Origin of the sequence: Campylobacter sp. JMF_04 NA10 (assembly GCF_027737655.1) — a bacterium.
GTDB lineage: Bacteria > Campylobacterota > Campylobacteria > Campylobacterales > Campylobacteraceae > Campylobacter_B.
In genome coordinates this window covers 20,196-44,672 of record NZ_JAOVTZ010000002.1, presented here as the reverse complement: position 1 = coordinate 44,672, position 24,477 = coordinate 20,196, and the positions used below count along the sequence as shown (strand labels likewise).

Annotated in this window: 22 protein-coding genes; all 22 read right to left on the bottom strand. The window is 37.6% G+C overall.

From position 1 onward, the window contains the following. Positions 1–199: 199 nt before the first annotated feature. Positions 200–1,426: a hypothetical protein gene (locus OFO12_RS03145; protein ID WP_270869428.1), complete on the bottom strand. Its 1,227-nt coding sequence runs from the start codon at positions 1,424–1,426 to the stop codon at positions 200–202. Then, the gene (locus tag OFO12_RS03140; RefSeq protein WP_270869427.1) at positions 1,423–2,262 is read right to left on the bottom strand and encodes a hypothetical protein; all 840 of its coding nucleotides are present in this window, start codon (positions 2,260–2,262) and stop codon (positions 1,423–1,425) included. The genes OFO12_RS03145 and OFO12_RS03140 overlap by 4 nt, the downstream gene beginning before the upstream one ends. Beyond that, on the bottom strand, positions 2,237–3,076 hold the full coding sequence (locus tag OFO12_RS03135) for a hypothetical protein (RefSeq protein ID WP_270869426.1): 840 nt from the start codon (positions 3,074–3,076) through the stop codon (positions 2,237–2,239). Before OFO12_RS03135 ends, OFO12_RS03140 begins: the two co-directional genes overlap by 26 nt. Beyond that, a complete protein-coding gene (locus OFO12_RS03130; RefSeq protein WP_270869425.1) occupies positions 3,069–4,535 on the bottom strand; it encodes a hypothetical protein in 1,467 nt (488 codons plus the stop codon). The genes OFO12_RS03135 and OFO12_RS03130 overlap by 8 nt, the downstream gene beginning before the upstream one ends. A 167-nt stretch (positions 4,536–4,702) precedes the next feature. After that, positions 4,703–4,852 (bottom strand): hypothetical protein, encoded by a 150-nt coding sequence (locus tag OFO12_RS03125; protein WP_270869424.1) that lies wholly within the window; start codon positions 4,850–4,852, stop codon positions 4,703–4,705. Positions 4,853–5,171: 319 nt separating this feature from the next. Then, the gene (htpG, locus tag OFO12_RS03120) at positions 5,172–7,016 is read right to left on the bottom strand and encodes a molecular chaperone HtpG (protein WP_270869423.1); all 1,845 of its coding nucleotides are present in this window, start codon (positions 7,014–7,016) and stop codon (positions 5,172–5,174) included. A gap of 90 nt (positions 7,017–7,106) precedes the next feature. After that, positions 7,107–8,189 (bottom strand): undecaprenyldiphospho-muramoylpentapeptide beta-N-acetylglucosaminyltransferase, encoded by a 1,083-nt coding sequence (murG, locus tag OFO12_RS03115; RefSeq protein ID WP_270869422.1) that lies wholly within the window; start codon positions 8,187–8,189, stop codon positions 7,107–7,109. A 2-nt stretch (positions 8,190–8,191) separates the two neighbouring features. After that, entirely contained in the window at positions 8,192–9,358 is a 1,167-nt protein-coding gene (locus OFO12_RS03110; protein WP_270869421.1) for an FtsW/RodA/SpoVE family cell cycle protein, read from the bottom strand. A 36-nt stretch (positions 9,359–9,394) separates the two neighbouring features. Continuing rightward, positions 9,395–11,566, bottom strand: a complete 2,172-nt coding sequence (locus OFO12_RS03105; RefSeq protein WP_270869683.1) for an FtsK/SpoIIIE family DNA translocase — start codon at positions 11,564–11,566, stop codon at positions 9,395–9,397. Positions 11,567–11,726: 160 nt separating this feature from the next. Further along, positions 11,727–12,968, bottom strand: a complete 1,242-nt coding sequence (locus OFO12_RS03100) for a type II secretion system F family protein (RefSeq protein ID WP_270862445.1) — start codon at positions 12,966–12,968, stop codon at positions 11,727–11,729. Further along, a complete protein-coding gene (locus tag OFO12_RS03095) occupies positions 12,965–14,713 on the bottom strand; it encodes a GspE/PulE family protein (RefSeq protein WP_270864455.1) in 1,749 nt (582 codons plus the stop codon). The genes OFO12_RS03100 and OFO12_RS03095 overlap by 4 nt, the downstream gene beginning before the upstream one ends. 5 nt (positions 14,714–14,718) lie before the next feature. Further along, positions 14,719–15,258, bottom strand: a complete 540-nt coding sequence (locus tag OFO12_RS03090) for a hypothetical protein (protein WP_270869420.1) — start codon at positions 15,256–15,258, stop codon at positions 14,719–14,721. Further along, the gene (locus tag OFO12_RS03085; RefSeq protein ID WP_270869419.1) at positions 15,255–16,277 is read right to left on the bottom strand and encodes a tetratricopeptide repeat protein; all 1,023 of its coding nucleotides are present in this window, start codon (positions 16,275–16,277) and stop codon (positions 15,255–15,257) included. Before OFO12_RS03085 ends, OFO12_RS03090 begins: the two co-directional genes overlap by 4 nt. Next, positions 16,270–17,100 carry an ATP-binding protein gene (locus tag OFO12_RS03080; RefSeq protein ID WP_270867994.1) on the bottom strand — a complete coding sequence of 277 codons (831 nt, stop codon included), beginning with the start codon at positions 17,098–17,100 and terminating at the stop codon, positions 16,270–16,272. The genes OFO12_RS03085 and OFO12_RS03080 overlap by 8 nt, the downstream gene beginning before the upstream one ends. After that, positions 17,100–18,620: a pilus (MSHA type) biogenesis protein MshL gene (mshL, locus tag OFO12_RS03075; RefSeq protein ID WP_270862441.1), complete on the bottom strand. Its 1,521-nt coding sequence runs from the start codon at positions 18,618–18,620 to the stop codon at positions 17,100–17,102. Before mshL ends, OFO12_RS03080 begins: the two co-directional genes overlap by 1 nt. Next, the gene (locus OFO12_RS03070) at positions 18,598–19,029 is read right to left on the bottom strand and encodes a hypothetical protein (protein WP_270869418.1); all 432 of its coding nucleotides are present in this window, start codon (positions 19,027–19,029) and stop codon (positions 18,598–18,600) included. Before OFO12_RS03070 ends, mshL begins: the two co-directional genes overlap by 23 nt. Next, the gene (gene pilO / locus OFO12_RS03065; protein WP_270864460.1) at positions 19,026–19,682 is read right to left on the bottom strand and encodes a type 4a pilus biogenesis protein PilO; all 657 of its coding nucleotides are present in this window, start codon (positions 19,680–19,682) and stop codon (positions 19,026–19,028) included. The genes OFO12_RS03070 and pilO overlap by 4 nt, the downstream gene beginning before the upstream one ends. Continuing rightward, the gene (locus tag OFO12_RS03060; protein WP_270869417.1) at positions 19,682–21,202 is read right to left on the bottom strand and encodes a hypothetical protein; all 1,521 of its coding nucleotides are present in this window, start codon (positions 21,200–21,202) and stop codon (positions 19,682–19,684) included. Before OFO12_RS03060 ends, pilO begins: the two co-directional genes overlap by 1 nt. Positions 21,203–21,265: 63 nt before the next feature. After that, complete coding sequence (gene era, locus OFO12_RS03055; RefSeq protein ID WP_270858761.1) at positions 21,266–22,135, bottom strand: GTPase Era; 870 nt, start codon at positions 22,133–22,135, stop codon at positions 21,266–21,268. Positions 22,136–22,153: 18 nt separating this feature from the next. Beyond that, positions 22,154–23,470 carry an HslU--HslV peptidase ATPase subunit gene (gene hslU, locus OFO12_RS03050; protein ID WP_270864462.1) on the bottom strand — a complete coding sequence of 439 codons (1,317 nt, stop codon included), beginning with the start codon at positions 23,468–23,470 and terminating at the stop codon, positions 22,154–22,156. Continuing rightward, positions 23,471–24,016, bottom strand: a complete 546-nt coding sequence (gene hslV / locus OFO12_RS03045) for an ATP-dependent protease subunit HslV (RefSeq protein ID WP_270858759.1) — start codon at positions 24,014–24,016, stop codon at positions 23,471–23,473. Beyond that, positions 24,016–24,459, bottom strand: coding sequence for a 50S ribosomal protein L9 (gene rplI / locus OFO12_RS03040; RefSeq protein WP_270869416.1), 444 nt, complete (start codon positions 24,457–24,459; stop codon positions 24,016–24,018). Before rplI ends, hslV begins: the two co-directional genes overlap by 1 nt. Positions 24,460–24,477: the final 18 nt, after the last annotated feature.

The window sequence follows — 24,477 nt, the reverse complement described above, 5'->3', positions numbered from 1 at the left end:
ATTTGGCGTGAAATTCTCGTAATAGCACATTAGCAGTGCGCGCGATGCTGTCATTGCGAGAAGCGAAGCGACGAAGCAATCTACGAACTTAAAATTCCGAAGCGTAAATTTGCAAAAATACTGACCTTAAATTTAATATTCACAATAGCGCATTTGGTAAATTTTAAAATTTAGGGTTTTAAAAATACTAATAATTTCATCAATCCGAGCAATGGCACGGTAGCTCCATAGCACCCTCAACCTCATCGCTACCATTTTTAATCTTTTCGTATGATAATTTTGAACTTTCACCGAAAAAATTCACAAATTTTGCTCCGTCTTTTTTAGTTTTTCTACCCTCAGCCTTCAAATCTCTTTGGTATTTTTGCTCCATTTTTATCCACCAATCGATATTTTCTGGTGTTTTTAGTTTTGAAGCACTTTTGATTTCGAGCAACTTTTTTGTCCCTTTCATAAAGCAATATACACAATTTCCGTATTTTCCGTCATAATCAAGCCCTAAATCAAAATTTTGCTTTTCCCAAAATTCCTTAACATCTTGCTTGGTTGTGCAAAATTTAATCATCGGCATATATACATGCTCAACGCCGTCTCTAAGATACGGGAATTCCTCTAAATTTATGTTATCGTTATACTCGGCACTTTTTTTATCGTTTTTTGCTATTCTATCTTTCATCTTGGTTATTCGTTGCGGCTCATCGCTTCGAAAACCGATAAAAGTAAGATATTCCGAGCCTTTTATCTCTTTTCGATACCCTAAATCCACACTTGTAAAGTCTTGATATTCCTGTTCCTCTCGCCACAATGGTAGATTTAGCACAAATTCTTTTTTAGATAGATAAATTTCTCTTGGGACTGAGCCATTGTTTTTTAAATGTTTTTCGTAAAGCGCGTCTTTATCTATCAAGCTTACACTATCAAAATGCCCAAGTCTAGGTATGCTACTCTCGCCAAAAAACCAATCCCTTATAAACTGCTTACTTGTTTCCATTTTTAAATTTTGTGTGCAAATTCTACTCATTTGATTTGGCACGAATGCCTTCCACGAAATCAGTTCCTCAAAAACCTCTCCGCCAAATTTATACCCAAAAGGATTTTTCTTTGAAAACGGCTTATCATTTACCAATCTATAAGCACCAAATCTATCATAAATCCCACCCTTACAATCCTCAAAAGTTTGAAACTCTATTAAAAAAAATGGTATGCCGTATGTCTCCTCGCACTCCCTTTTGCATTTCATTACAAACTCATAAGTTTTAGAGTGCTCAGCAGATGTATTGTTAAATAAAACAAAATCGCCTCTTTCTTTTTTTAACATACCATTTTTAAGCATATTAAAAAGCATATATCCGCTTGATCTGCCACCTGAAAATTTTACAATATGTGGTAAATTTTGGTGTGATTTTTTGTAATAATAATGTCTCATTTAACAAACTCTTTTATGATTTTTAAATTATCATCGACGCTAAGTCCGCCGATTAATCTCCACGCTGATTCTATACCGATTTTTTTGATTACGGCTTCAAGATTTTTGCCTGTAAATTTTTCAGCAGAAAGCAAAAAAGTAATCAAAGCGTTTCTAATATTTTCATCAGCAATTATCGTTAATTTTCCACTCATACGCATAACAAGCTCTTTATAATTGCTGGTATTAATAGTAAAATATTTATAAATTTCCTCGATTTCTAATTTGGTATTTTTTGCTACTTCATTGGCGATATAATACCGCCACCACGCCATTGCTAGCGAAATTTCTTGATAAATCCCCTTTTTACCTCTAAGTTCGGTGGCTCCATACAAATTTCGCAAAATTTGTCTAACGACATCTTTTATAATCTCTTGATTTTTGCTATCAAGAGCAAGTTTTAAATTTTCCTTGCCAGTGATTTTTTTTCTTATAGAATTTGCAAAATATTCTGGTTTAACAAAATCATTTTTAATGAGTTCTACATTTAAATAAAGCCAAATTTTTTCATTTAAAGCGTCGAATTCTGTGAAATTTTGACTTTGCAAATTTGTAAAAATTTGTTTTCCAAACCTAAAATTTAAGTTTGCAAATTCTTCCTCACTTATAGCTCGGTCAAATCCTACACTATAAGTAAAATCCAAATCACTAAATTTAAAATAATTCAAAAATTTTTCTTTGCTTTTAAAAGCATTTAAAAATTCATGGGCTTTTGCTACATTTATATTCTCTTTTTTTCCTTTTGCAAAATACTTCAATCCACCAAAACTCTCAATCATCGTCTTTCTCGCTTTCATCAAATTTAAAAGGCACAAACGAAGCAGCTATCATGCTTGGCATAAAGCCCTCATCGCCCCAAACAAATCCTTTTGCTTCAATCTGCCTGATTAGCTGTTTAAACTTATCATCAAGTTCGTTATTTTGACTAAATTTTTCCAATTCATACAAAGCAACACTGAGTATATTATTGACAATACTAATATAAAGCTTGCTTTGCTTGTTTTTTTCATTTTGTAAATTTAAAAAGTCTTTTTCGTTCATTTTGACCAAAAATAACCCATTGCTGTCTATTTCCACCTTAAATCCATATTTTATATTTTCATCTTTTTCTACGCTAATAAAATCTCCTATGCTTTTTTGATCCTCACTCCAAGAACTTCTAGCTAAAATTTGACCTTTTTTAAGATTTATAATTACATTATTCCAAAAGCTATCAAGTCCCATAATATCTGAATTTAGCGTGATTTGTCTATCATCGCCAGTATAAATTGCGCAACCAAAATAGTATCTTATTTCATTTTGTTCTAAGGCTTTGATTGATTGTGAAATTTGAATAATATTTGATGATTTTTGCACACTTGCTTTATCAGCTAAAAAAGTATGACGATACATTGTGGATTTTACAACCGTAGTAATACAAAAATCAATTTCACCACTATCAAAAAGCTGAGATATTAAATTTTCACCTTTTAAAATATGGTTAAAATGCAAATTTTTATCATTTTTTGATTTGTCTTGCTCAAATTTATAAGTCCCACTTACATAATCACTTGATTGATTTTCATCAAAATATGCACCCAAAACTGGGTAAAAAGAGGATTGATTACTCATTGTTTTCCTTTTCGTCATAAAAATCATAATACAAAATGCACTCTTGCAAAATTTCATCAAATTCGATATCTAAATGCAAAATCTCATCTTTATCTACCTTGCCAATACTAATAGCCTCTTTGTTAGGCAAAATTTTCACATCCACACCACGATTTTTGGCTGATTTTATCTTAATCTTTGGCTCATAAACGATATTGTCGCAACTCGGATCTGTTCCATTATCTTTCCTAATGCCAACGCATAAATTCTTAAAATTTTTGTATGAGCTAAATTTGACATTTGCCCTATTTCCACCGTGTTTTGAGATGAAATTTTTCATATTCTCAGCTTTTACTAAATTTTCAAAATCAGATATTTTCTTTATACTTTCTCCGTCATCACCTTCAAATTCACCTAAATTTAGCGTGCTAGGATTACTAGAAATAGTCTTTGTTCCCTTATTTTGTGAGCCTTTGTGCGTATCGCCTTGCATTTTAATATCCAATCCTTCGATATAAATGTCAAATTTCTCAGTATTGTTTTTAGGCATATTTTCTCTCAAATAATCCCTTATTTGCTCCAAATATTTCTCCAATTCTCTTTTATCGGACGCTTTTAGATTGCTCAGATTAATTTTGCTATGGAAGTTAGTTTCAGCCAATTTAATCAACTTTGCAAATTTCGTATTTGGCGAAGGCAAAATAAGGGCAAAAAACGGAGAATTGTCTAAAAAATCATTTTTTCTTAGTTTTGAAATACTATTATCTGTAATCCACATACCATTTCTACAAAGCCCTATTTTGGTGTCATTAAAGCCAGTGGCTGTATATACGACCACACTTTGAGAACCGAGCGGGATTTCATGATACACTCCATTTATATATGTATCATAGAAAATTTTGGCATTTTTTGGGTCATCACTATCTAGACTTAGCGCAAAATTATCTTTTAGGGTATTTTTATTTATGATAAAATTTTGGTTTTCCAAGCTTATTTCAACTTCTAAATCCCCATCCTCAATGGCTACGAAAAAATTCTTCACAACGGCACTTGTGATAACATTTGCCAAATTATCTTTTGAAGTGTTGAAAAAATTAAATCCAATAATACCCACAATAGAGCCTGTATTTTCAATCTCATCAAGCTTAGTTTGAATAAAATTTGGCACATTTTCATTTTTTACAAAATGCGTGCTTCCTTTTGTTATAGGGCTATGCTCCGTAAGCACATACAAATCTGCACCGCCACTATCTTTACCTTTAAAAATCGTGCGCAAAATCGCATGCATTGAAAATATTGTCTGTTCTTTTGTTTTGCCAGCGTAAAAACAAAACCTTAAATTAGAAGCATTAAACGCAGAATAGTGTCCGTTGCCGTGCGAGCCACTTGAATTTATGCTTGATTTTTTGCTTATTCCATTTGAAAAAATACTGACTAATTTCTCATCATCAAAGCCAACGCCATTATCATAAACATACAAAATAGGGATTTTTGGTTTTTGAAGTTCGTTTTTTATTTTGTCAAATATGGGTTTTTCTTGTTCTGTAAGTTCGCTCTCATCAATTAAATTTACCGCTTCCTCATAATCATCAATAAAAGGAATTTCATCTTTGTTGGCGTATTGTAGATGAAATTTAATTTTGGATTTTAGGCTCCCCCCAACGCTTTTTCAAAAGCATCGTAGGAATTTTGACAAAGCTCTCTTAAAATTTTAGCAGGTTCGCTACTTTCCTTACCTCCAAGCTCGGTTCTAGAAAACCCGCAAGGAGTAAATTCGGTCGACGGATATAATTTCATTTATAAACCTTAAACATAGAATAAAAATTTGAATTATACAATGATTTACTTAAAAGCAGTTGGTTAAAATAATCATTTTTTGCAAACACTGCACCAAGCAAATGGAATACTGCACGCGAGATTTTTACCACCTCGCGTGCAGTATTCCCCCAGTCAAAAGCCACGCTTACAACACAATCAAATTCCAAGCGAAAAAGCGCGGCTAAATTCCAAGCCGCGAGCCACGGATTAAAACGCAATCAAATCCCAAGCCACGCGCCACGGCTTACAACACAATCAAATTCCAAGCCATGCGCCACGCTCAATCAAAAATCAAATTTTACAGAGCTTTTGCGACTAGTTCGTTGATATTGGCGATAAAAGCGCCCGGATCATCGACGCTTTGGGTCTCGCCGAGTTTAGCCAAATCAAAAGCCAAACGAGCCACGCTAGCAATCATAGTTTTATTATTTTCTAGCTTTTTGATGATCTCATGCTTTGCGTTGATTTCCAAAATCGGCTTAAACTCGGGCAAATTCGTCTGTCCCATTTGGCGCAAAATTTGCTGTGTGGCGTAGTCTGGATCGCTCTCGTCAAAGACAAGGCAAGAAAGCGAGTTTGTCAGACGAGTGGAGATTTTCACATCTTTTACAAGGCCCTCCAAGCACTCTTTAAATTTCGCTGCCACTTCCAGCGCCCATGGGCTTTGCTCTTCGTTTTGCTCGGCGCTTTTTACGCTAGTTACGCTCTTGATTGCTGTGCCGTCAAACTCGAAAAGTCCCGGCATAACCACAGCGTCGATCTCATCATCACAGAGCAAAACCTCCACGCCCCTAGCGTTAAAATCCTCCAAAAGTGGCGAGTTTTTCAGCATTTTCGCGTCTTTGCCAGTGATGAAATAAATCTCTTTTTGCTCCGCGTTTTGCTCGCTCATACGCGCCTTGTATTCATCTAGGCTGATTAGCCCCTCGCGTAAATTTGACTTAAATAGCGCTAGGTGGCTAATCTCAGCCTTATCAGGGCCAAATCCATACAAGCCCTCTTTTAGCACTTTGCCAAAAAGCGCGTAAAATTTCTCATATTTTTCGCGGTCGTTTTTTAGCATTTTGGCTAATTCGCCTAAAATTTTCTTTACGCTTTGTTCCTTGACATGGGCCAAAATGCGGTTTTCTTGCAGAATTTCACGGCTTACATTTAGTGGCAGATCCTCCACATCTATCACGCCACGCACGAAGCGCAAATACACAGGCAAAAGCTCTTTGGCATCATCTGTGATAAATACGCGCTTGACATAGAGTTTAACGCCACTTTGATAATCCACGCGGTATAAATCAAACGGCTCATTTGATGGCACATAAAATAGCGTAGTGTATTCATGCACACCCTCTGCTTTGGTATGTATATGAAATAGCGGATCTGCGCTATCGTGGCTGATTTGTTTATAAAAATCGTCATAATCGCTCTGTTTTAGCGATGATTTTGGCAGTTGCCAAAGTGCGCTAGCCGAGTTTAGCTGCACGACCTTGGTCTCGCTATGACCCTGCGCGCCGTTCTCGCCAGGGATATATTCCTCTTTTTGCCCAAAAATCGGATATGGGATATGGTTCGAGTATTTTTTGATAATGCCCTCTAATCGCGCCAAATTCGCGAATTCATCGTCTTTTAAATGCAAGATTATATCGGTGCCAAAGCTATCTTTTTCGCAAGGCTCGATTGTGTAGTTTTCGGCGTTTGATGACCATTTGAAAGCCTCGTCTTCAAGGGCTTTGCGCGAGATGACATCGATACTATCTGCGACCATAAACGCTGAATAAAACCCCACGCCAAACTGCCCGATTAGGTTGCTATCTTTGGCGGCATCTCCGCTCAAATTCGCCATAAATCCCTTTGTGCCAGATCTCGCAATCGTGCCTAGATTGGTCTCTAACTCGCCCTCGTTCATACCGATACCATTATCTGAAATTTTTAAAATTTTATTCTTGCTATCGAGCGAAATTTCAATGCGTGGCGTGTAGCTTAAAGCCTTGTAAGCCTCGTTTGTAAGGCATAGATAATTTAGCTTATCAAGCGCGTCTGAGGCGTTAGATACGAGCTCACGAAGGAAAATTTCCTTGTTTGAATACAGCGAGTGGATCATTAAATTTAATAAATCATTGACCTCTGTTTTGAATTTTTTCTTTGCCATAAAATGTCCTTTGGATTGAATTTTGTTTAAAAATTAGCACATTATAGCACCGAGTGCTAAGTTTTGTCAATATTAAGCCAAATTTTGTTTTTAAATTTGGCTTAGAATATCGTCGATTATGGATTTTGCGCCGTTTTTGGAGCTGAAATTTACTAGCCCCCTACTTGCACTTGGAGCGTCGAAATTTTGGATTAAATCCAAAATTTTATCCTCGCTAGCCTCATTTTGGCGCACGATTTTGCATAAATTTAGATTTTGCAAAAATTTTGCATTGTAGAATTGATGATCTCCTGCTGCGTGCGGAAACGGCACGAAAATCGCAGGAAGTCCATTTGCCACGAGCTCCCACAGAGTGCTAGCCCCACTTCTGCCTACGCACAAATCGGCCTTTGAGATTAAATCAACCAAATTTTTGCTAAATCCCACAAGCTCGACATTTAAATTCGCGTTTTTGTAAAATTCGCTATATTTTTCAAACTCTTTTTCGCCACATTGATGAATAATCTCATAGCCCATTTTGGTGAGCCTTGGCGCTAAATTTGAAGCAAGAGTATTGATAAAACTCGCCCCTTGCGAACCGCCTAAGAAAATTATCGTTTTTACCTCGCTTCGAATTCTAGATTTTTCGAAAAAAATGTCGCTTACTGGATAGTCGAATTTATCGCTTATGCACTGGGTATTATCCTGCGTAAATTTCGTCACGCAACCACAAGCTGTGGGAAGCTCGAATTTTTCCCTAGGATATGGGCTGTAAATTTTCTTGCAAAACGGCTCTAAAAGGTCGTTTAATCGCCCTAAAATAGCGTTTTGTTCGTGGATAAAAAGTGGCTTGAAAAAAAACAAAGACGCAAACGAAGCCGGAGCCGAGCTGTATCCGCCCACGCTAATTACGGCTTTTACGCCGTTTTCTTTGAAAATTTTACGACATTTCAAAGATAGTTTTAAAATATTAATCAAAGAAGCAAATTTGCTAAGACCCTTTTTATTTACCACGCCAGAGCTTTCCAAAAAATACGCCCTATCGAAAATTTCGCTACCCTCAAACCACGCTCTGTCTTGGCCGTTAGTCGAACCGATAAAAATCACCCCTATTCCGCGATTTTTAAGCTCAGCGCCTAAACTTTTTGCGATACTTAAATGCCCGCCTGTGCCACCACCACTGATTGCTATCATTTTCAGCTCCTTAAATTTGCGCGTTTGCTAATCATAAGTATAAACCCAACCGCCATTGAAGCAGCTATGACATGGCTTCCGCCATAGCTTAGAAACGGCACAGCGATACCCTTCATAGGTATTAACCCAGTAATTCCGTAAGAATTTAGACAAAATGAGAAAAATAGCATAAAAGCAATGCCAAGCCCAAAGAGAAAATATACGCTATTTACGGATTTTGAGGCTATGCGAAAGACCCTAGCAAGCATCGCAGAAAAGAGCAAAACAACGCCAAGAATTCCAAAAAATCCGATTTCCTCGGCAATGCCAGCTAGCACGAAGTCAGTATGCACCTCGCTAAGATAGCCTAGCTTAAAGCTTCCCTGCCCTAGCCCAGCCCCCATTAGCTCGCCGTTGTTTATGGCATTTAGCGAGTGGCCGACTTGGTAAGGCATATTCGCATCATCTACGCGAACCTTAGCGGCTGTTTCCGGGGAGAGAAACGGAGTGATAGTGTCTTGCACGCCAGCCCACCATGAGCGAATTCTCACGATTCTGTGCGGACTAGTGACGACAAAGGTATAACCCAAAATGCCGATTATTCCCACCACTATGCCAACTAGCCTCATGCTAGTTCCCGCGAAAAACGACATACATATCATCGTCGCAGCCAAAACAGCCACTTGACCAAGATCTTTTTGTCCTATGGCGATAACTATGCCAAAAATCGCGAAAAGAAAGACATACGGAACCCAAATTTTAATCTCTTGCCAAACCGTTTTTTTAGTATGGTTCATCTTGCGCGAGAAACTCCACGCCAAAAAATATATAAAGCCAACTTTGAAAAATTCCACCGGAGCGATACTAATGCCTGCGATTTTTATCCACCTAGCCGCACCATTTACCTCTGATACGATTGATTTAGGCATAAAGCCCATTGAGATCATCACTAGCCCAGATACCACCCACAAAACCATACAAAACGGCGTTAAAACCTTATCTGGGTTAAACTGCGAAAGCCCCCACATAAGGAAAATGCTAAACATACCAAATATCCATTGTTTTTTGAAAAAATATAGCGGCTCAGTATCGCTTGCAAGCGTGGTATATGAGGTCAATGATAGCGAAAATACAATGCCTATGGTGATTAATGCAACCGTGAAATAAAACAGCCACTGATCTGTTCTCAAATTTTACTCCATTTAAATTTCAAAATTTAGCCAAATTTATTTGATGATATCTCTTTGCCCTTTGGCATTAACTTCGCTTAAAATTCCCATTTGCTCTAACTGCTCGATGATTGTAGCGGCGCGGTTGTAGCCGATTTTAAGACGGCGTTGCAAATAGCTAATCGAAGTTTTTTCTTCGGTTAAAATGATATTTTTCGCCTCTTCAAACAACTCATCAAGCTCCATATTTTGCGGATCCATCATACCTGCGCCCTCTTTTTGGCTATCGTTTTCGGCTAAAAATCTCTCATCATAAACCACGCTTTCTTGCGAACGCAAATACTCAGCTATGGCATTTATCTCATCTTCTGTGCTAAATGGCGCATGTAAGCGAATCGTAGTGCTTCCGCTTGGTGGCATAAAGAGCATATCACCTTTCCCTATCAGGCTTTCAGATCCCATTTGATCGAGGATTATGCGACTATCTGTATATGAGCGAACCTTAAAGCTAATGCGACTTGGCATATTTGCTTTGATTAGGCCTGTTACAATCTCTTTGCTTGGGCGTTGAGTCGCGATGATGAGGTGGATTCCGCATGCTCTTGCCTTTTGAGCTAAAAGCACTATGTTGGTTTCGACCTCTTTTCCGCCAGTCATAATAAGGTCAGCAAATTCATCTATCACAACCACAATATAAGGCAAAATTTCGCCATTTTCTTTTGAAATTTTGGCATTATAACTTTCGATATTTTTGACCCTATTATCAGCCATTATGCGATATCTATGCTCCATTTCAGCCACGACATTTCCAAGGGCGGTTATAGCTTTTTTGGGCTCGGTAATAATCGGCGTTAGTAGGTGCGGAATATCCTCATAAAGTCTAAATTCAACCATTTTTGGATCGACCATTATTAGGCGCAGAGTTTTTGGCGAATTTCTATACAAAAGGCTTAAAATAAGGGCATTTACGCCAACGCTTTTACCGCTTCCTGTTCCGCCTGCGATGAGTAAGTGTGGGAGTTTTTTTAGATCCGTAACAAAAGGCTGACCCACGATATCCTTACCAAGAGCCATTGTAAGCGGACTAGAAGCAGTTTTAAAAACCTCGCTTTCAAAAATTTCGCGCAAATAGATTGTCTGTGCCTCTTGATTTGGGATTTCGATACCTACGACATCTTTGCCAGGAATCGGGGCTTGGATACGGATCGTCTGCGCGCGCAGTGCCATAGCCAAATCATCTTGGAGGGTTAGGATTTTACTAACCTTAATGTGCGCTGCTGGACGAAACTCAAATGTCGTAACCACGGGGCCTGAGTATGTGCGAACGACATCGCCGTCGATTTTAAATTTGCGAAGTTTATCGAGCAAATCAAAGATTTTTTGATCTATTTCGCTCTCATCGATTATATTTTGTTTTTTGGGCGGATTTTCCAAAAAATCAAGTGGTGGAAGGGCGAAATTTTGCGGTTTGTCGATTTTGCCCTTTTCTAACTCATCAAGAAGTTTTTTGTTTTCGGCAACCTCGCTTAAATGCTCGACTTTTTTTAGCGAAGATGGTTTTTTGAAATTTGATTTTTTAGAATTTGGCTCTGAAATTTCATTTTGCAAATTTGGCTCTTTTTCTAAATTTAAATCTAAATTTTCACCCTCCAAATCATCGCTTTGCTCGGTTAGAAATTTTTCGATTTTACTCTCTTGTTTTTCGTTAAATTCGGCTCTGTCTTTTTTAAGCGGTTTTGGTTTTAGCTCGGTTTGCGCCCTTGTGGCTCTTTGGCGAGTTTGTTCGCGCGAAATTTCACTTTTTGCCTCGCTAGTTTGCTCTTTGATAAAAGAATTTTTGATAATATTTGTAAGCTTATCCTCGAAAATCAGCACCAGCGAAAGGACAAAAAGCGTTAGGTTAAAAATCCAAATCCCCACACTTCCCACAAACTGCCTTAGCTGATTTATGACCACGCTACCGATGATTCCACCGCTATCGCCGATAATGCTTGATTGCACAAAAAGCACGGTGAAAAATAGCAAAATCACGCCTATGCAAAATTCAAAAAATCTAAAATCAAATCCCCTGAAATAGCGATACGCGATATAGACAAGCCCTAGTAAAAATAGCGGATAAATATATGAAAAATAACCAAAAAGCCCTAAATTTACCGAGCGAATTGCATTGCCAGCACTGCCGACAAGAGCCGAATCAGGCGCAATCGTAGCAAATCCAAAAAACAAAATTATAGCCGAGACGATTATAAAATATACTTCTTTTATTATGATAAATCCTTTGAAAATAAAAAGCGCAATTTTAGCAAATTTAAGGTTAAAATTTTATTTGAAAACTAGAATTTTACGAAGTTGAGATAAATCCGCGCCCGATTTGGACGCGGATTTTGTTTTAGCTTTTGACAGCTTTTCCCAAATCCCACATTGGCATAAAGATACCAAGAGCGAGTAGCAATACCATACCAGCCATGAAAAATAGCATAATTGGCTCAACATAGCTAGAAATATTATCGATAATATCGTCAAATTTCTCTTTGTAATAATCAGCGACATTTCCAAGCATTTTATCAAGGTTACCAGCCTGCTCACCAGCGCTAATCATCTGGATAAGCATACTCTCGTAAAGTCCAGTATTCTCAAAAGCCTCTGTTAGGCTAACACCTTGTTGAACAGCGATTTTAACGCTTGAAAGTTTTTCTTTTAGCGTGTGGTTATCGACCATCAAAACAGCCGTATCAAGGGCGTCTGCGATAGGAATACCAGCGCGAACTAGCTCGGTAAAAATAAGCATAAAGCGTGACATTGTAGAGTAAAAAATAATCTTGCCAAACAAATAAACCTTTAAAATTCCCCTATCCCAGCCGATTTTAAACTGATCGTTGTTTTTATAGAGCCATTTAAGACCCACGATTGTAACGATGATGCCAAGCAAAATATAGCCACCATAATTGCTAAGCGCACTTTCAATTCCTAGCAAAATTCTTGTAGGAAGTGGCAAATCTGCGCCGAGCTCTTCGAAAATTTCGCGGAATTTAGGCACAACATACATCATCAAAATCGTAAATGCTATCGCCATAACAATCATCAAAGTCATCGGATAGCGCATAGCCTTTTTAAATTTTCTTTGGTTTTCGTAAAGTTCAGTAAGCATAGAAGCTAGCTTGGCAAGTGATTCAGCCATATTACCTGTGGCCTCGCCAAGGCTTACCATTGCCACGACGACATCGCCTAGTTGTGGGCGGAATTTCTCCGCTGATTCAGTAAGACTAAGACCTGCATTAAGGTCGTCGTTCATCGCGCTAAAAATGCCTTTTAGCGTCTTATCCTCTGTCGCTCTTGCGACCTCTTTAATAGAGTCGTGGATAGAGATACCAGCATTTGTCATAACAGAAAGCTGTCTAATAGCAGCAACTAATGGCAGAGTTTTTACCTTGCCACTACCGCCCATTAAACGACTTACTTGGGTTTTAAAATCGCCTGTGATATTACCCAAATTTTGCGTTTGAGCGCGCCTAGAAATCGAACCGCCTGAGCGTTGTTTCATTAGGTTGTTCGCATTGACCTTGTTATTGACTTTTAGTCGCATTTGCTGGCGTTTTCCACCAGCGTTCATATTTACATTTAAATCTTTCATTGTTTAGCCACCCTATAAATTTCTTCTATACTTGTTACTCCACGAGCTGCACGAATAATGCCGTCTTCAAACATATCGATAAAGCCCTCCTCTTTCGCCAAAGCTCTCATATCGTCTTTCGAGCCACCATTTGCAATCAGGCTTTGCATACGATCTGTAATAGGCAAAATTTCACTTATCATCTCACGACCCATATAGCCTGTCTGACCACATTGATCACAACCAACTGCTTTGAAAAATTTATACTGCTCAGGCAAAAATTCTTTTAACTGATCGAGCATAGATTTTGGCACATTTGTCGGTTGTTTGCAGTGCGGGCATAGCTTGCGCACAAGGCGTTGAGCCTCGACCGCAATAAGCGCACCACTGATTAAGTAACTCTCAATCCCCATATCTACAATTCTTGGTATCGCACTAACAGCGTCATTTGTGTGTAGTGTAGAAAAGACCAAGTGTCCAGTAAGAGCCGCTTGAATCGCGATTCTAAGCGTTTCTTGGTCACGAATCTCACCGATCATTATAATATCAGGGTCTTGACGCAAAATCGAGCGCAAAGCCGACGCAAATGTAAGGCCTGCTTTTTCATTAACATGGACTTGTTGTATTAAATTTACCTGATACTCAACAGGGTCTTCAACGGTAATGATTTTTGTATCGACACTTTTGACATCGTTTAGTGCCGCATATAGTGTGGTTGATTTACCACTACCGGTTGGTCCAGTAACTAGGATAATGCCATACGGTGCGTGCATTGCATTGCTAAATTTTTTAAAGCTTTCAGGGTGCATACCAAGCTTTTCAAGGCTAATGATAACCTTAGATTTATCCAAAATACGCATAACGGTAGATTCGCCATTGATAATAGGCAGTGTAGAGATACGAAAATCGTATTCGCGCCCAGAAATCGTCATAGAAAAACGGCCATCTTGTGGCTTTCTACGCTCTGCGATATCCATATTTGAAAGCAGTTTCAAACGGCTCACAAGTGGCGGATAAATGTCTTTATCAAAGATAAAAATTTCTTGCAACATACCGTCAATTCTGGTGCGCACGACGCAGTTATTCTCAGTAGGCTCGATGTGAATATCGCTACCGCGCATAATGATTGATTGTTTTACAATCATCTCGATAAGCTGCAAAATCGCAGATGTATCATCGCCTGTGCCACTACCGCCCGTGCTAGCAAGCTCTTTTCTAATAGTAGCGACCAAATCTTTGATACTCTCGGAAAGTTCGAGTTTAGCCATATATTTATTTACTTGATTTGGATCGGCCACAACGATTTTTAGAAGGTGTTTGTTAAAAATCGCTTGAATTCTATCCTGGGCTTCCATATTAAACGGATCAGAAAACGCAACATAGATATTTAAATCGTCCGCCCTTACAGGAATTACGCCAAATTTTTTAAGTTGCGCCATCGGAGCGCGCTCAGATAGTTTAAAATCGATATCAACATCGTCTAAATTCATATAGGTTAAATTTTGCTTTTTAGCCAAAACTTGCAAAAATTCTTTTTGATCGATTGAAAATTTCTCGCGAACATCTTCGTAATCGATCTGTCTGCGTTTGTAAAGCTCAGCTAAAATCAAGCAAAAATTTTCTTGACTTAAATAGTTGTCGCCGACCAAAACTTCGCCAAGGGTCAAACCAATATCCATTTTCTCCTGAATTTCAGGGACGATGGCTTGGGTTAGGACATTATTTTTTATTAGAATTGAAACAATCTGCTCTTCTATCTTTGTCATATCAATCACCAATAAATTTTAATCGAGCTCAGTTTTTCACCGGCATAGATTGCCACCACCATTTTTTTTACTCCCTCTTCTTCTTTGATAAAAAGCTCGGCTTTTTCGCCGTCATCTAGGGTAAAAACATACGCATCGCCTTTTTTGGTGTATGTTTTCTCTACAAATTTATCAAAAATTTCAGACAAAATATAATTAATCTTCGGCGTTCTGATATACGAAATATCCACGCCGTCGCAAAGCGCTAAATAAAGCATTTTCTTTTGGAAAACTATGGTCGAATACAAAGAGGCATTTTCCCTAGTTTCCTTTGTTTTATACAGCATTACCATTGGCACGACTAGCTCATTTACCCTATCCATTTTTAGGCAAGCTTTCGCATAAGTGTTTGCTAGCGCCTCGTTTTGCTCCTCGATAAAGAGATTTCTAACGCTTTCTTGGCAAATTCTATTATATTGACCGATTTGATCCCAGTTTCGCACATCATCGACATTGACAGCGAAAACAGAGCCAAAAAATAGCGTTAAAAATAAAAATACTCTCATAGCGCACCGCTTTTGATTTGATTTATTAAATTCGCAATTTCGCCATTTTTAGCCTTAGAATTAAATGTTTCTAGCGCGTAAATAGCGTCATCTTTGCGACCTTTTTTATAATTAGCTTTGGCGAAAATTATCCAGCTATTAATATTGTTTTTATCAATCTCATTTGATGTTAAAGCCCATTTTATCGCATTGTCATAATCTTTTTTATTATAAGCTTCCTCGGCCAATGAAAGCGAATACTCGATTTTATTTGTCGCATAAAATTTACTCTCCAAACTCTGTCGCTCAGAGCTTAAATTTGAGGTGCGAATTTCAAGGCGAGAACTAATCGGAGCCCTATTTACAGGGGCTGGCGCGCTTGAAGCGACATTTTGTTTTGGCGGCAATGGAGCCTTACCAAAATCAATAATCTCGTTTTTCATCGGTTGGTTGAAATTTTGAGCATTTGGGTTAAAATTTGGCACATTGTTAGCCTGATTAAAACCCTGATTAAATCCCCCGTTTGTAAAATTTTGGTTAGCAAAATTTTGGTTATTAGCAGAATTTTCGTATGTGTTTGTGATCTTAAAACCGCCAGAATCCTCGCTAGATAGCACGCCTACATCGTTGATATTTAGGCTTGGGCGTTCTACATTTTGCACTCGGTTACTATCATTTGCTGGGGCGCTGATATTATAATCTGCGCGCGAAATTTCACTATTTTGCGCGGCAACCTCAGTTTGCGGGGCAGTATTTATGGTAGGCTGGACCTGCGGCGCAGGGTTTGGCACGACATCGCTTATAACAGGTTCGTTTTGGATATTTTCGTTTATGCTAGCCATGCTGACTTTATCGTCGTCTTTAAGCAACCAAAAAATCGCGCCGATCGCGATAGAAATTAAAGCCAAAAGCCCTAAAATCGTCTTGTCAAATTTAAATACAAAATTTGGCTTAGATTTCAAAAAGGAAAATTGCTTTTTGTTTTTGTTGTATTCTTCCCATTTTTTTTCTAATTCATTAACTTCGTAAAATTCAAGCATCGATTATCCCCGTGCCAATGGCCGCCATTTCTATGATTTTATTATTGATTTGAGCAAAACTAATCTCTGTTGGCTTATTTGCCTCGTAATACTCAAACAGCTCATACATTTTATACATTAATTTGTTTATGTTTCTCATATTTCCATCAGTTAAATTTAGGATTAAATCGAAATTGTCATCGCTAAACATAAAATAATATTGCTGAAAACCATGAAAAACTAATTTTTTTTCTATATACAGCTTCACCTCGCCTAAATTTGAGTTTGGAAGCTCTATACTCTCCCAAATTCTGGTTTTAAAATAATCTTTGGCAAGACGATCTTCCTCATCTGTTTTATGCACTGTAAATAAAAATTTAAATAACCTAGAATCCGCCATTAATCTAATTTTTTCAATCAAATTTCCAGGATAAAGCTGAGCTTCATCGAGCAAGATTACCACCTGCTCCACGGCTGCACCTCCGCCTGTAATCCCAAGTCTTTCGCGATAAACTCTCATAAAATTTTCGTAGTTATCGATTGGCGCAACTGGGTTAGAGTGGAAAATTTGAGAATAAAGTTCTAAAAAAAACTCTTTTTCATCAAAAAAAGGCTGTGGCATAAAAACCACTTTAACCTTTTTTTCCAAATCGACCTTGATTTTATTTAGTAAAAAGGTCTTTCCGCAACCTGGTTTGCCATAAAACAAAATCAGTTTAAGCGGTTTTTGTAGGGCATTTAAAATTTTATGATATGCAAGAGTTGATTTATCGAGATTAACGAAGTCTGAGACTTCGTTATCTTCGATAAATATCTCTTTAATAGAGGTATAAGTGTTACTCATTATTTTTCATAAATTGATTTTGAGTAACCAAGCTCTTTTAGCGATGTAGCCAAAGGAGCGCCTGTATTGTCGATAATATGCGGAGTTACGACGAAAATAAGCTCAGTTGTGCTAACAACATCAGCTGTACTCTTGAATAAATTTCCAATTAAAGGAATTTCTGCAAGAACTGGAACTCTTGTATTTCTTTTAGATTTAGTTCCGCCAATTAATCCGCCAAGAATTACAGTATCGCCATCATCAACCCAAACTACACTTGAAAGTTTCTTTTGAAGTGTATCAGGAGCAATTGTTCTTGCTACAATATTACCATCGGAATCTGTTTGTCTGTTTTCATCCTCAGCATATTTTAAAGAACTCAAAGAAGGATTAATTCTTAACATAACTCTATTATCATCTGAAATTTCAGGCAAAATATTCAATAAAATACCAACAAAAATAGAGTATTGTGTTTGTTCTACATCGACAGAATCGCCCTCTGAGCTAGTTACTGACTCACGCGATTTAATCAACACATAATTAATTGTGTCGCCGACAGAAATGATAGCAGGTTGATTATTCATAGTTGTAACCTTAGGGCTAGATACGACCTTTGTTTTGCCTTTGGTTTCCAAGAAATTAATCATACCATCAATGCTAAAATTTAAATTAGCGCCAATTGTCCAAGCGCCATTAGTGCCACTAGCTTTGCCAGAATAACCATTAGTAATAGAATATGTAGTAGGAGTCAAACTGTTACCATTTACATAAGTATTAAAACCTAGTTGAAATTTACTCCAATCGATACCTGTTGTGTATTCATTATTTAACTCAACAGATACAATATTCACATCAAGCAAAACCTGTCTGCCAAGGCGTTTTTGCATACTTTGAATATATCTATCTACACGAGCGATTTGCGATTTCATACCAGTTACTGTTACCAAACCAGCATTTTGATTGATGATAGGAGCTACGGCTACATATTTCTCTGTACCGTTATTTAAAATAGAAGTGATTTCTTCACTCATTTTTTCCCAGAAATCAAATTTTTCAATAGTTGTAATTTTATTATCATTGATATCTACTTTTTCATCACCAGAATCATCTGTTTCAATAGGAGATGAATCAACAGAGGCTTTCGTAGTAGCAATGCCCTCTCTTACAGAAGTGATATAATCTACTTTAAATGTTTTTGTCTCTAATGCAGATACTTTAAGAACATCATTTGAGTAATCATAGCTAAGGTTGTTTTCTTTGATCAATAAATCAAAAACCTCTCTTAATGACATATCTTTAATGCTAACACCTTGAAGCTCTTTTGCAAGTTCCTCTTGCGCAATAGCATCTTTTGCAACGACAGAAAATCTACACATATCAGATAATTGTGTTAGCATTTCATTTAGCGTTACAACATCATTAACCTTAATATTCAAAGCCTTTCTATCGCAATTTGAAGCAGCAGATAAACCTGTAACACCAAGCGATAATGCAAGCATAGCAGCTAAGCTAAGTTTCTTACTTGTATGTAATAGTGACATTTTGATTTCCTTGTTTTAGTTTTAATTCGATTTTATTATCTTCGTTATTAGCGACAATAACGCTATTGCCAGTTATTTGGACAATCTTATATGAACCGATATAATCACCTAGTCCATACCATTTGTCATTTAATTTAACTTTATTGCCCATGATACCAAGCAACTGATAACCTAAACCTTCTGTTTTTTTTACCACAGGTTGAGGGGTATTAGCCTCACGCGGATAAAACGGATCTGGCAAAGATGCGATTTGAGAATCACTAAGACCGACCCTTGGCTTGTTTAGGTTAGAAAACATACCATTATATCTATCTTGAAATGCTCTTACTTCATCAGATAGACCCTTAGGCTCATCTGCTCCAAAAAGCACACTAGACAAAACAAACGAACATAAAATTATCTTTTTCATTTGTAATTCACTCCCCAGATAGACATACCAACCGTGCCACCAATTTTACCTTCCTCGGTGCCATTGATATCCATCTTATTAACATCTACAATCATTTCTGATTGTTCGATTAAATTTACATATCTAACAACATTTTGAAAAGCACCTTCGAATTTAACATCGATATTCAACAATGCTTCTGGTTTGAATACATTTTTAGCACTCGGCTCTTTTTTAGAGCTAGTAATGCTATGAATTTTGATATTATTATTCTCGGCCAATGTTGTTAAACTATCCATAAAGGTAGCCCAGTTTTTCTCATTGTATGTTAGCTTTGAAATCTCTGTCAATTTTACATCTAAATAGTTGATTTTATTAACAGCATTTTCCAAATTTGTCTCTTCGCGTTTTAAAACAGCTCTTTCTTGTGCAACTTTGCCAGTAGGATTACCGTTAAAGTCAGTATCATACTCTCTTTGTGATTTTTCCAATTTATCAGTCGCGCTAGCTAAATTGCTTTCGCTCTCTTCTAAATATGGCACAGAGTATGTGCTCAACGCAAAGTAAGCGATAACCGCTGCCAAAGCCAAGCCCATATATAAATATGTATTGGCGCTATTTCCTTTGGCTGCAAACCATTCATCAATTTGATCTAATGAACCTTTTTTTCTCATTAGCGCACCTCCACACTTATATTACTATCATAAACGACACTATCATCTTTGCCTTGTAAGACGATTGTTTCAGTATATACGCCATATTTTGCTTTTTGGCTTATATCTTCTAGCAACTCTGTCATTTGCTTGTCATTTTTAGTATGAACTTCTACGGTAATATTTCTATCATCGTTGCCTATTCTTACCAATTTTCCTCTGTTTTTAACAATCATATTAGTAAGGTCAAATACAGACATACCTTTCATAGCATACTCATTTTTCTTACTAAAAATTTCGTTAATCAAACTACTGCGATCGCCTAATTCTTTATTTCTTACGCCAAATTCCTCTTTAACTTTGGCAGTTTTATCTCTGGCTTCTTTGACTTGCGCTCTTGCAGGCACAAGCTCTGATTCTAATCCTTGATATTCTGTTGTTTTCTCATCGGCTATCATATTGTTGTAATAACCATAGCCAAATTGATATGCAGGGTAAGCAGCACCAAGCAATAAACCACCCAAAACATAGCCAATCAATTTACCGCTATATCTTTGATTTAATGGTGGTGGGCGCATAAATGGTGAGTAGTTGTGATCATCATCTGGCTCAGCCAAGTATTGCTGTCCGGCTAAAAACATCAAAGTATCTAGTTGAGTAAGCGGATAATCTTTCGCATTAATCGCTACGCTAAAATTGAAATCTTTGTAGTCGATTTTTAGATTGTTTTCTACAAAAACCTCGATAGCAGGGATTTTGCCGATATCTGTGCCAATATAAATACTTTGAATATTTATGTTATAGACCTTAGATATACCATTCAAAACATCGTTGATATAGTAGAACATATCATCGAAAATTTGAATCATATAATCTCTCTCAGCTGGATTTTCTAAATTTATACCTTGTATTGCAAGTAATTTAAAGAATTCAGCCTCTTCCATTCTATTTCCGACCAATTCAGAAAATTTGTCGTGCAAGAATTTGAGATTGTATCTAAGTTGTCTTGATTGAAAATATTCACCGTTTTGATAGACGACCAAAAACGCGTCATCTCTTTGCAGATAAACAAAACAATCAATTCCGTCTCTTGTCAAAATTCCACGAGCATAGAGATTTTCGTAAAGAAACGGTGCCATAGCGACATAATCGATGTAATTTGTGCGAGCTGCGATAGCATCAAATTCAGCAGTTAATTTTGTGTTATCGACGACGAATACATTAAATACTCTATCATCGCTGTTAGCACCGATAACTTCGCTATATGTAATTTTATAATCCAGAGCAGTGTCAAGACCTAGCTCCTCATAAACCTTAACGACGATAGTGTCTAACAAATCGTCATCCGCGACAGTCTTGCTTATTTCGACTGTTGTTGTCATTACATCCTTATAAGGTACATAAGAAATGTAAGTCTCTTTCGCACGATTTGATTTAGAAAAATCGTGTTCAAAAACTTCATTTTCACTTAGACCGAATATGGTTTGCGTGACTTTGTTGATTGCAACAACCGAAGTAGCATTTTTACTATTTCTTGCCATAACACTCCACTTCTTTAAATGAAATTAAATATCTACGAATAATAATAAAAATAAAATGAAATGTCAATAGATAAAGTGCCTTTTTACGCCATTTTCATCATTTTTCCACCCTTTTTTTACCAAAACTATTAACTTTAAGTAAATTTTAATGTTTTTAAAGGCGGAAATTATTTTCTTCCCTCTAATTCCTATTCTCTTAATTGTTTCACCATTTTTGCCAATTAAAATTTCTTTATGAGAGTTTGTGTCGGTAATAATCTGGGCATAAATTGAGATTAAATTTGGCTTTTCTATCACTTTTTCGATTAAAACATCGCTCGAATACGGCACCTCGCTATTAGTATTTTCGAAAATAGATTGCAGGATAAATTCGCGGTAAATGTCTTTTTCGTTTGTAGTGCTTAAAATTTCAGGATCGTAAAAATACTCGTGCTCGGGCAGAAATTTGCAAATTTCGTCCAAAATTTGGCGTTTGTAAATATTTTTTTTGATACTAACTGGAATTATGGCTTCAAATTTATCTTGAAATTTTTGATATTCGAGCAGTTTTTTAACGATTTTTTCATCATTTACTTCATCGATTTTAGTCAAAATCACGATATGTTTGGCAGTGGGATTTAGCTCGACAAATTTCGCGTAGTTTTCCACGCTATCATGCACAGGCGCTAAAAACAGCGTCAAATCGCCGTCCCCAATAGCTTTGAGCGCCACTTCGACCATAAGCTTATTCATCAGCTTCTCGCTCTCGTGAAGTCCTGGGGTATCGACAAAGATAATTTGATCATCTCCATGCATAACTATGCCATTGATTTTACGGCGTGTGGCGTTGATTTTGTGCGAGACAAGCGAAATTTGCTCACCCAAAAGATAGTTTAAAAACGAGCTTTTTCCAGCGTTCGTGCGTCCGATAAGTGTAACAAATCCGCTTTTCATCGACATTTTCCGCAAAATTTAAAGAATATATTTTGCCAAATCGTCGTTATTAACGATTACGCCTAGCTTTTCGCTGACTAAATTTTCATCAATCACGACCTTTTCACCGCTGTGCTCATCGGCTTCGAAGCTGATGTCTTCTAACACCTTTTCCATTATGGTATGAAGTCGTCTAGCACCGATGTCCTCGACCTGAGCGTTTGCCTGTGCGGCGTATTTGGCAAGCGCTTTTATGCCACTTTCGCTAAATTCTAACTCCACACCCTCAGTTGCTAAAAGCGCGCAGTATTGCTTTAATAGCGAATTTTTTGGCTTGGTTAAAATTTCGTAAAGCGCGTTTTCATCTAAGCTTTCAAGCTCCACGCGAAGCGGAAATCTGCCTTGAAGCTCTGGGATCAAATCGCTTGGTTTGCTTATGTGAAACGCCCCAGCCGCGATAAATAAAATGTGGTCAGTGTCTAAATTGCCAAATTTCGTACTCACGCTCGATCCCTCCACAATCGGAAGCAAATCGCGCTGAACGCCCTCTTTACTCGGATCTTGGCGCGAGCCGTTAGAGCTAACGGCTACCTTATCAATCTCATCGATAAAGATAATGCCCTCTTCCCTAGCCCGTCTCATCGCCTCTGCCTTGACGCTTTCCATATCCAAAATTTTCTCGCTAGCTTCATTTTTAAGGGCGACTTTGGCGTCTTTGATTTTGAGTTCTTTTTTTGTTTTTTTTGTCGCTATGCCGATGACTTTAATGAAATTTTCTTGCATATTTGCCATTTCTGGCGGTAAATTTGAGTTTGATTCTAGGGTATTTTCGCTGATTTCGATTTCGATTAATTTCTCGTCCAAACTTCCGCTAAGCAGTTTTTCACGCATTTTTTCGTAGCTTTTGGCATACTCTGCGTTTTTCTCTTCACTAGCCCCGCGAGGCAATGGCGGCATAAGCTTTTCTAAAATTTTTTGCTCGATATACTCGTCGATTTTGTCTTTGTTTTTTTCAAATTCTTCATTTCTGACTAAATTTACAGCCGCAGCCGCCAAATCTCGCACCATAGACTCCACATCTCGCCCTACAAAGCCTACTTCTGTGTATTTACTAGCCTCCACTTTGATAAATGGCAAACCAAACATTTTTGATAATCTTCGCGCGATTTCTGTTTTTCCCACGCCGGTAGAGCCTATCATAAGGATATTTTTTGGGGTGACTTCGCCCCTCATATCATCGCTTAATCTCATACGGCGATAGCGATTGCGAAGTGCGACTGCTATCGTGCGTTTGGCGTCCTTTTGTCCGATTACATAATCATCTAAATTTTTAACAATTTCCTTTGGTGTCATCATCTATTTATCGTCCCAGATTGCGTAAGTTTTAATGTTTTCGTTTGTGTAAATGCAAATTTCACCAGCTATTTTCAGGCTCTCTTTTACCAAATCCTCTTCGCTTAAAATTCCAAACCTATCCAATGCCCTAGCTGCGCTTAGTGCGTAGTTTCCACCACTTCCAATGGCCGCTAGGCGACCGTCGTCTGGCTCGACGACATCGCCCGTGCCACTTAGCAAAAATATATTTTTTCTATCCACTACAAGCATCATGGCTTCGAGTTTGCGCAGATATTTATCCTTGCGCCACTCTTTGCTAAATTCCACCACAGCTTTCAAAAGTTCGCCCTTTGCGTTATCAAGGCACTTTTCAAACATATCAAAGAGATTAAACGCATCGGCCGTGCTTCCTGCAAATCCAGCCAGCACGCTTCCGTCTTTGCCTATTTTGCGAATTTTAGTCGCATTGCCTTTAAGCACGGTATTTCCGAAGGTCACCTGCCCGTCTCCGCCGATAACTGAGCCACTTTTGCCTTTGTAAGCTAAAATCGTAGTTGCTTCAAACATTACTCTGCTACCACATCTATTTCAAATTTCGCCACAATGCCGTGTTTAAATTTCGCCGAAACATCGTAAATTCCGACACTTTTTATATTTTCGACTTCCAAGACTTTTTTATCTATATCGAAATTCTTCTGCTCTTTTAGCGCAGTTGCGATCTCTTCTTTTGTAACTGAGCCAAAAAGTGCGCCATTTGCACCTGCTTGTTTTGCGATTTTTAATCGGATATTTTTTAACGCCTCTTTAAGCTCGGTAGTTTTGTCGATTTCCTCTTTTTCTAGCTCGGCTTCTTTTCGTTTGCCAGCCTCGTATTTGCGCAAAACCTCATTAGTCGCAGCTAGCGCAAAGCCCTTTCCTATCAAAAAATTATTTCCATATCCGTCTTTTACTTCTTTGATTTCACCGGCTTTTCCCAGCCCTTTGACATCTTTTATAAGTAAAACTTTCATTAAATTTCCTTTTAAATT

What these genes read in the sequence shown, in the direction of transcription:
- OFO12_RS03090 (WP_270869420.1), bottom strand. Translation starts at nt 15,258, where the DNA reads ATGAGAGTATTTTTATTTTTAACGCTATTTTTTGGCTCTGTTTTCGCT.
- pilO (WP_270864460.1), bottom strand. Translation starts at nt 19,682, where the DNA reads ATGAGAAAAAAAGGTTCATTAGATCAAATTGATGAATGGTTTGCAGCC.
- OFO12_RS03100 (WP_270862445.1), bottom strand. Translation starts at nt 12,968, where the DNA reads ATGAAAGATTTAAATGTAAATATGAACGCTGGTGGAAAACGCCAGCAA.
- OFO12_RS03140 (WP_270869427.1), bottom strand. Translation starts at nt 2,262, where the DNA reads ATGAAAGCGAGAAAGACGATGATTGAGAGTTTTGGTGGATTGAAGTAT.
- OFO12_RS03070 (WP_270869418.1), bottom strand. Translation starts at nt 19,029, where the DNA reads ATGAAAAAGATAATTTTATGTTCGTTTGTTTTGTCTAGTGTGCTTTTT.
- era (WP_270858761.1), bottom strand. Translation starts at nt 22,135, where the DNA reads ATGAAAAGCGGATTTGTTACACTTATCGGACGCACGAACGCTGGAAAA.
- OFO12_RS03060 (WP_270869417.1), bottom strand. Translation starts at nt 21,202, where the DNA reads ATGGCAAGAAATAGTAAAAATGCTACTTCGGTTGTTGCAATCAACAAA.
- OFO12_RS03085 (WP_270869419.1), bottom strand. Translation starts at nt 16,277, where the DNA reads ATGCTTGAATTTTACGAAGTTAATGAATTAGAAAAAAAATGGGAAGAA.
- hslU (WP_270864462.1), bottom strand. Translation starts at nt 23,470, where the DNA reads ATGATGACACCAAAGGAAATTGTTAAAAATTTAGATGATTATGTAATC.
- rplI (WP_270869416.1), bottom strand. Translation starts at nt 24,459, where the DNA reads ATGAAAGTTTTACTTATAAAAGATGTCAAAGGGCTGGGAAAAGCCGGT.
- OFO12_RS03080 (WP_270867994.1), bottom strand. Translation starts at nt 17,100, where the DNA reads ATGAGTAACACTTATACCTCTATTAAAGAGATATTTATCGAAGATAAC.
- OFO12_RS03135 (WP_270869426.1), bottom strand. Translation starts at nt 3,076, where the DNA reads ATGAGTAATCAATCCTCTTTTTACCCAGTTTTGGGTGCATATTTTGAT.
- murG (WP_270869422.1), bottom strand. Translation starts at nt 8,189, where the DNA reads ATGATAGCAATCAGTGGTGGTGGCACAGGCGGGCATTTAAGTATCGCA.
- htpG (WP_270869423.1), bottom strand. Translation starts at nt 7,016, where the DNA reads ATGGCAAAGAAAAAATTCAAAACAGAGGTCAATGATTTATTAAATTTA.
- OFO12_RS03145 (WP_270869428.1), bottom strand. Translation starts at nt 1,426, where the DNA reads ATGAGACATTATTATTACAAAAAATCACACCAAAATTTACCACATATT.
- mshL (WP_270862441.1), bottom strand. Translation starts at nt 18,620, where the DNA reads ATGTCACTATTACATACAAGTAAGAAACTTAGCTTAGCTGCTATGCTT.
- hslV (WP_270858759.1), bottom strand. Translation starts at nt 24,016, where the DNA reads ATGTTTGAAGCAACTACGATTTTAGCTTACAAAGGCAAAAGTGGCTCA.
- OFO12_RS03125 (WP_270869424.1), bottom strand. Translation starts at nt 4,852, where the DNA reads ATGAAATTATATCCGTCGACCGAATTTACTCCTTGCGGGTTTTCTAGA.
- OFO12_RS03095 (WP_270864455.1), bottom strand. Translation starts at nt 14,713, where the DNA reads ATGACAAAGATAGAAGAGCAGATTGTTTCAATTCTAATAAAAAATAAT.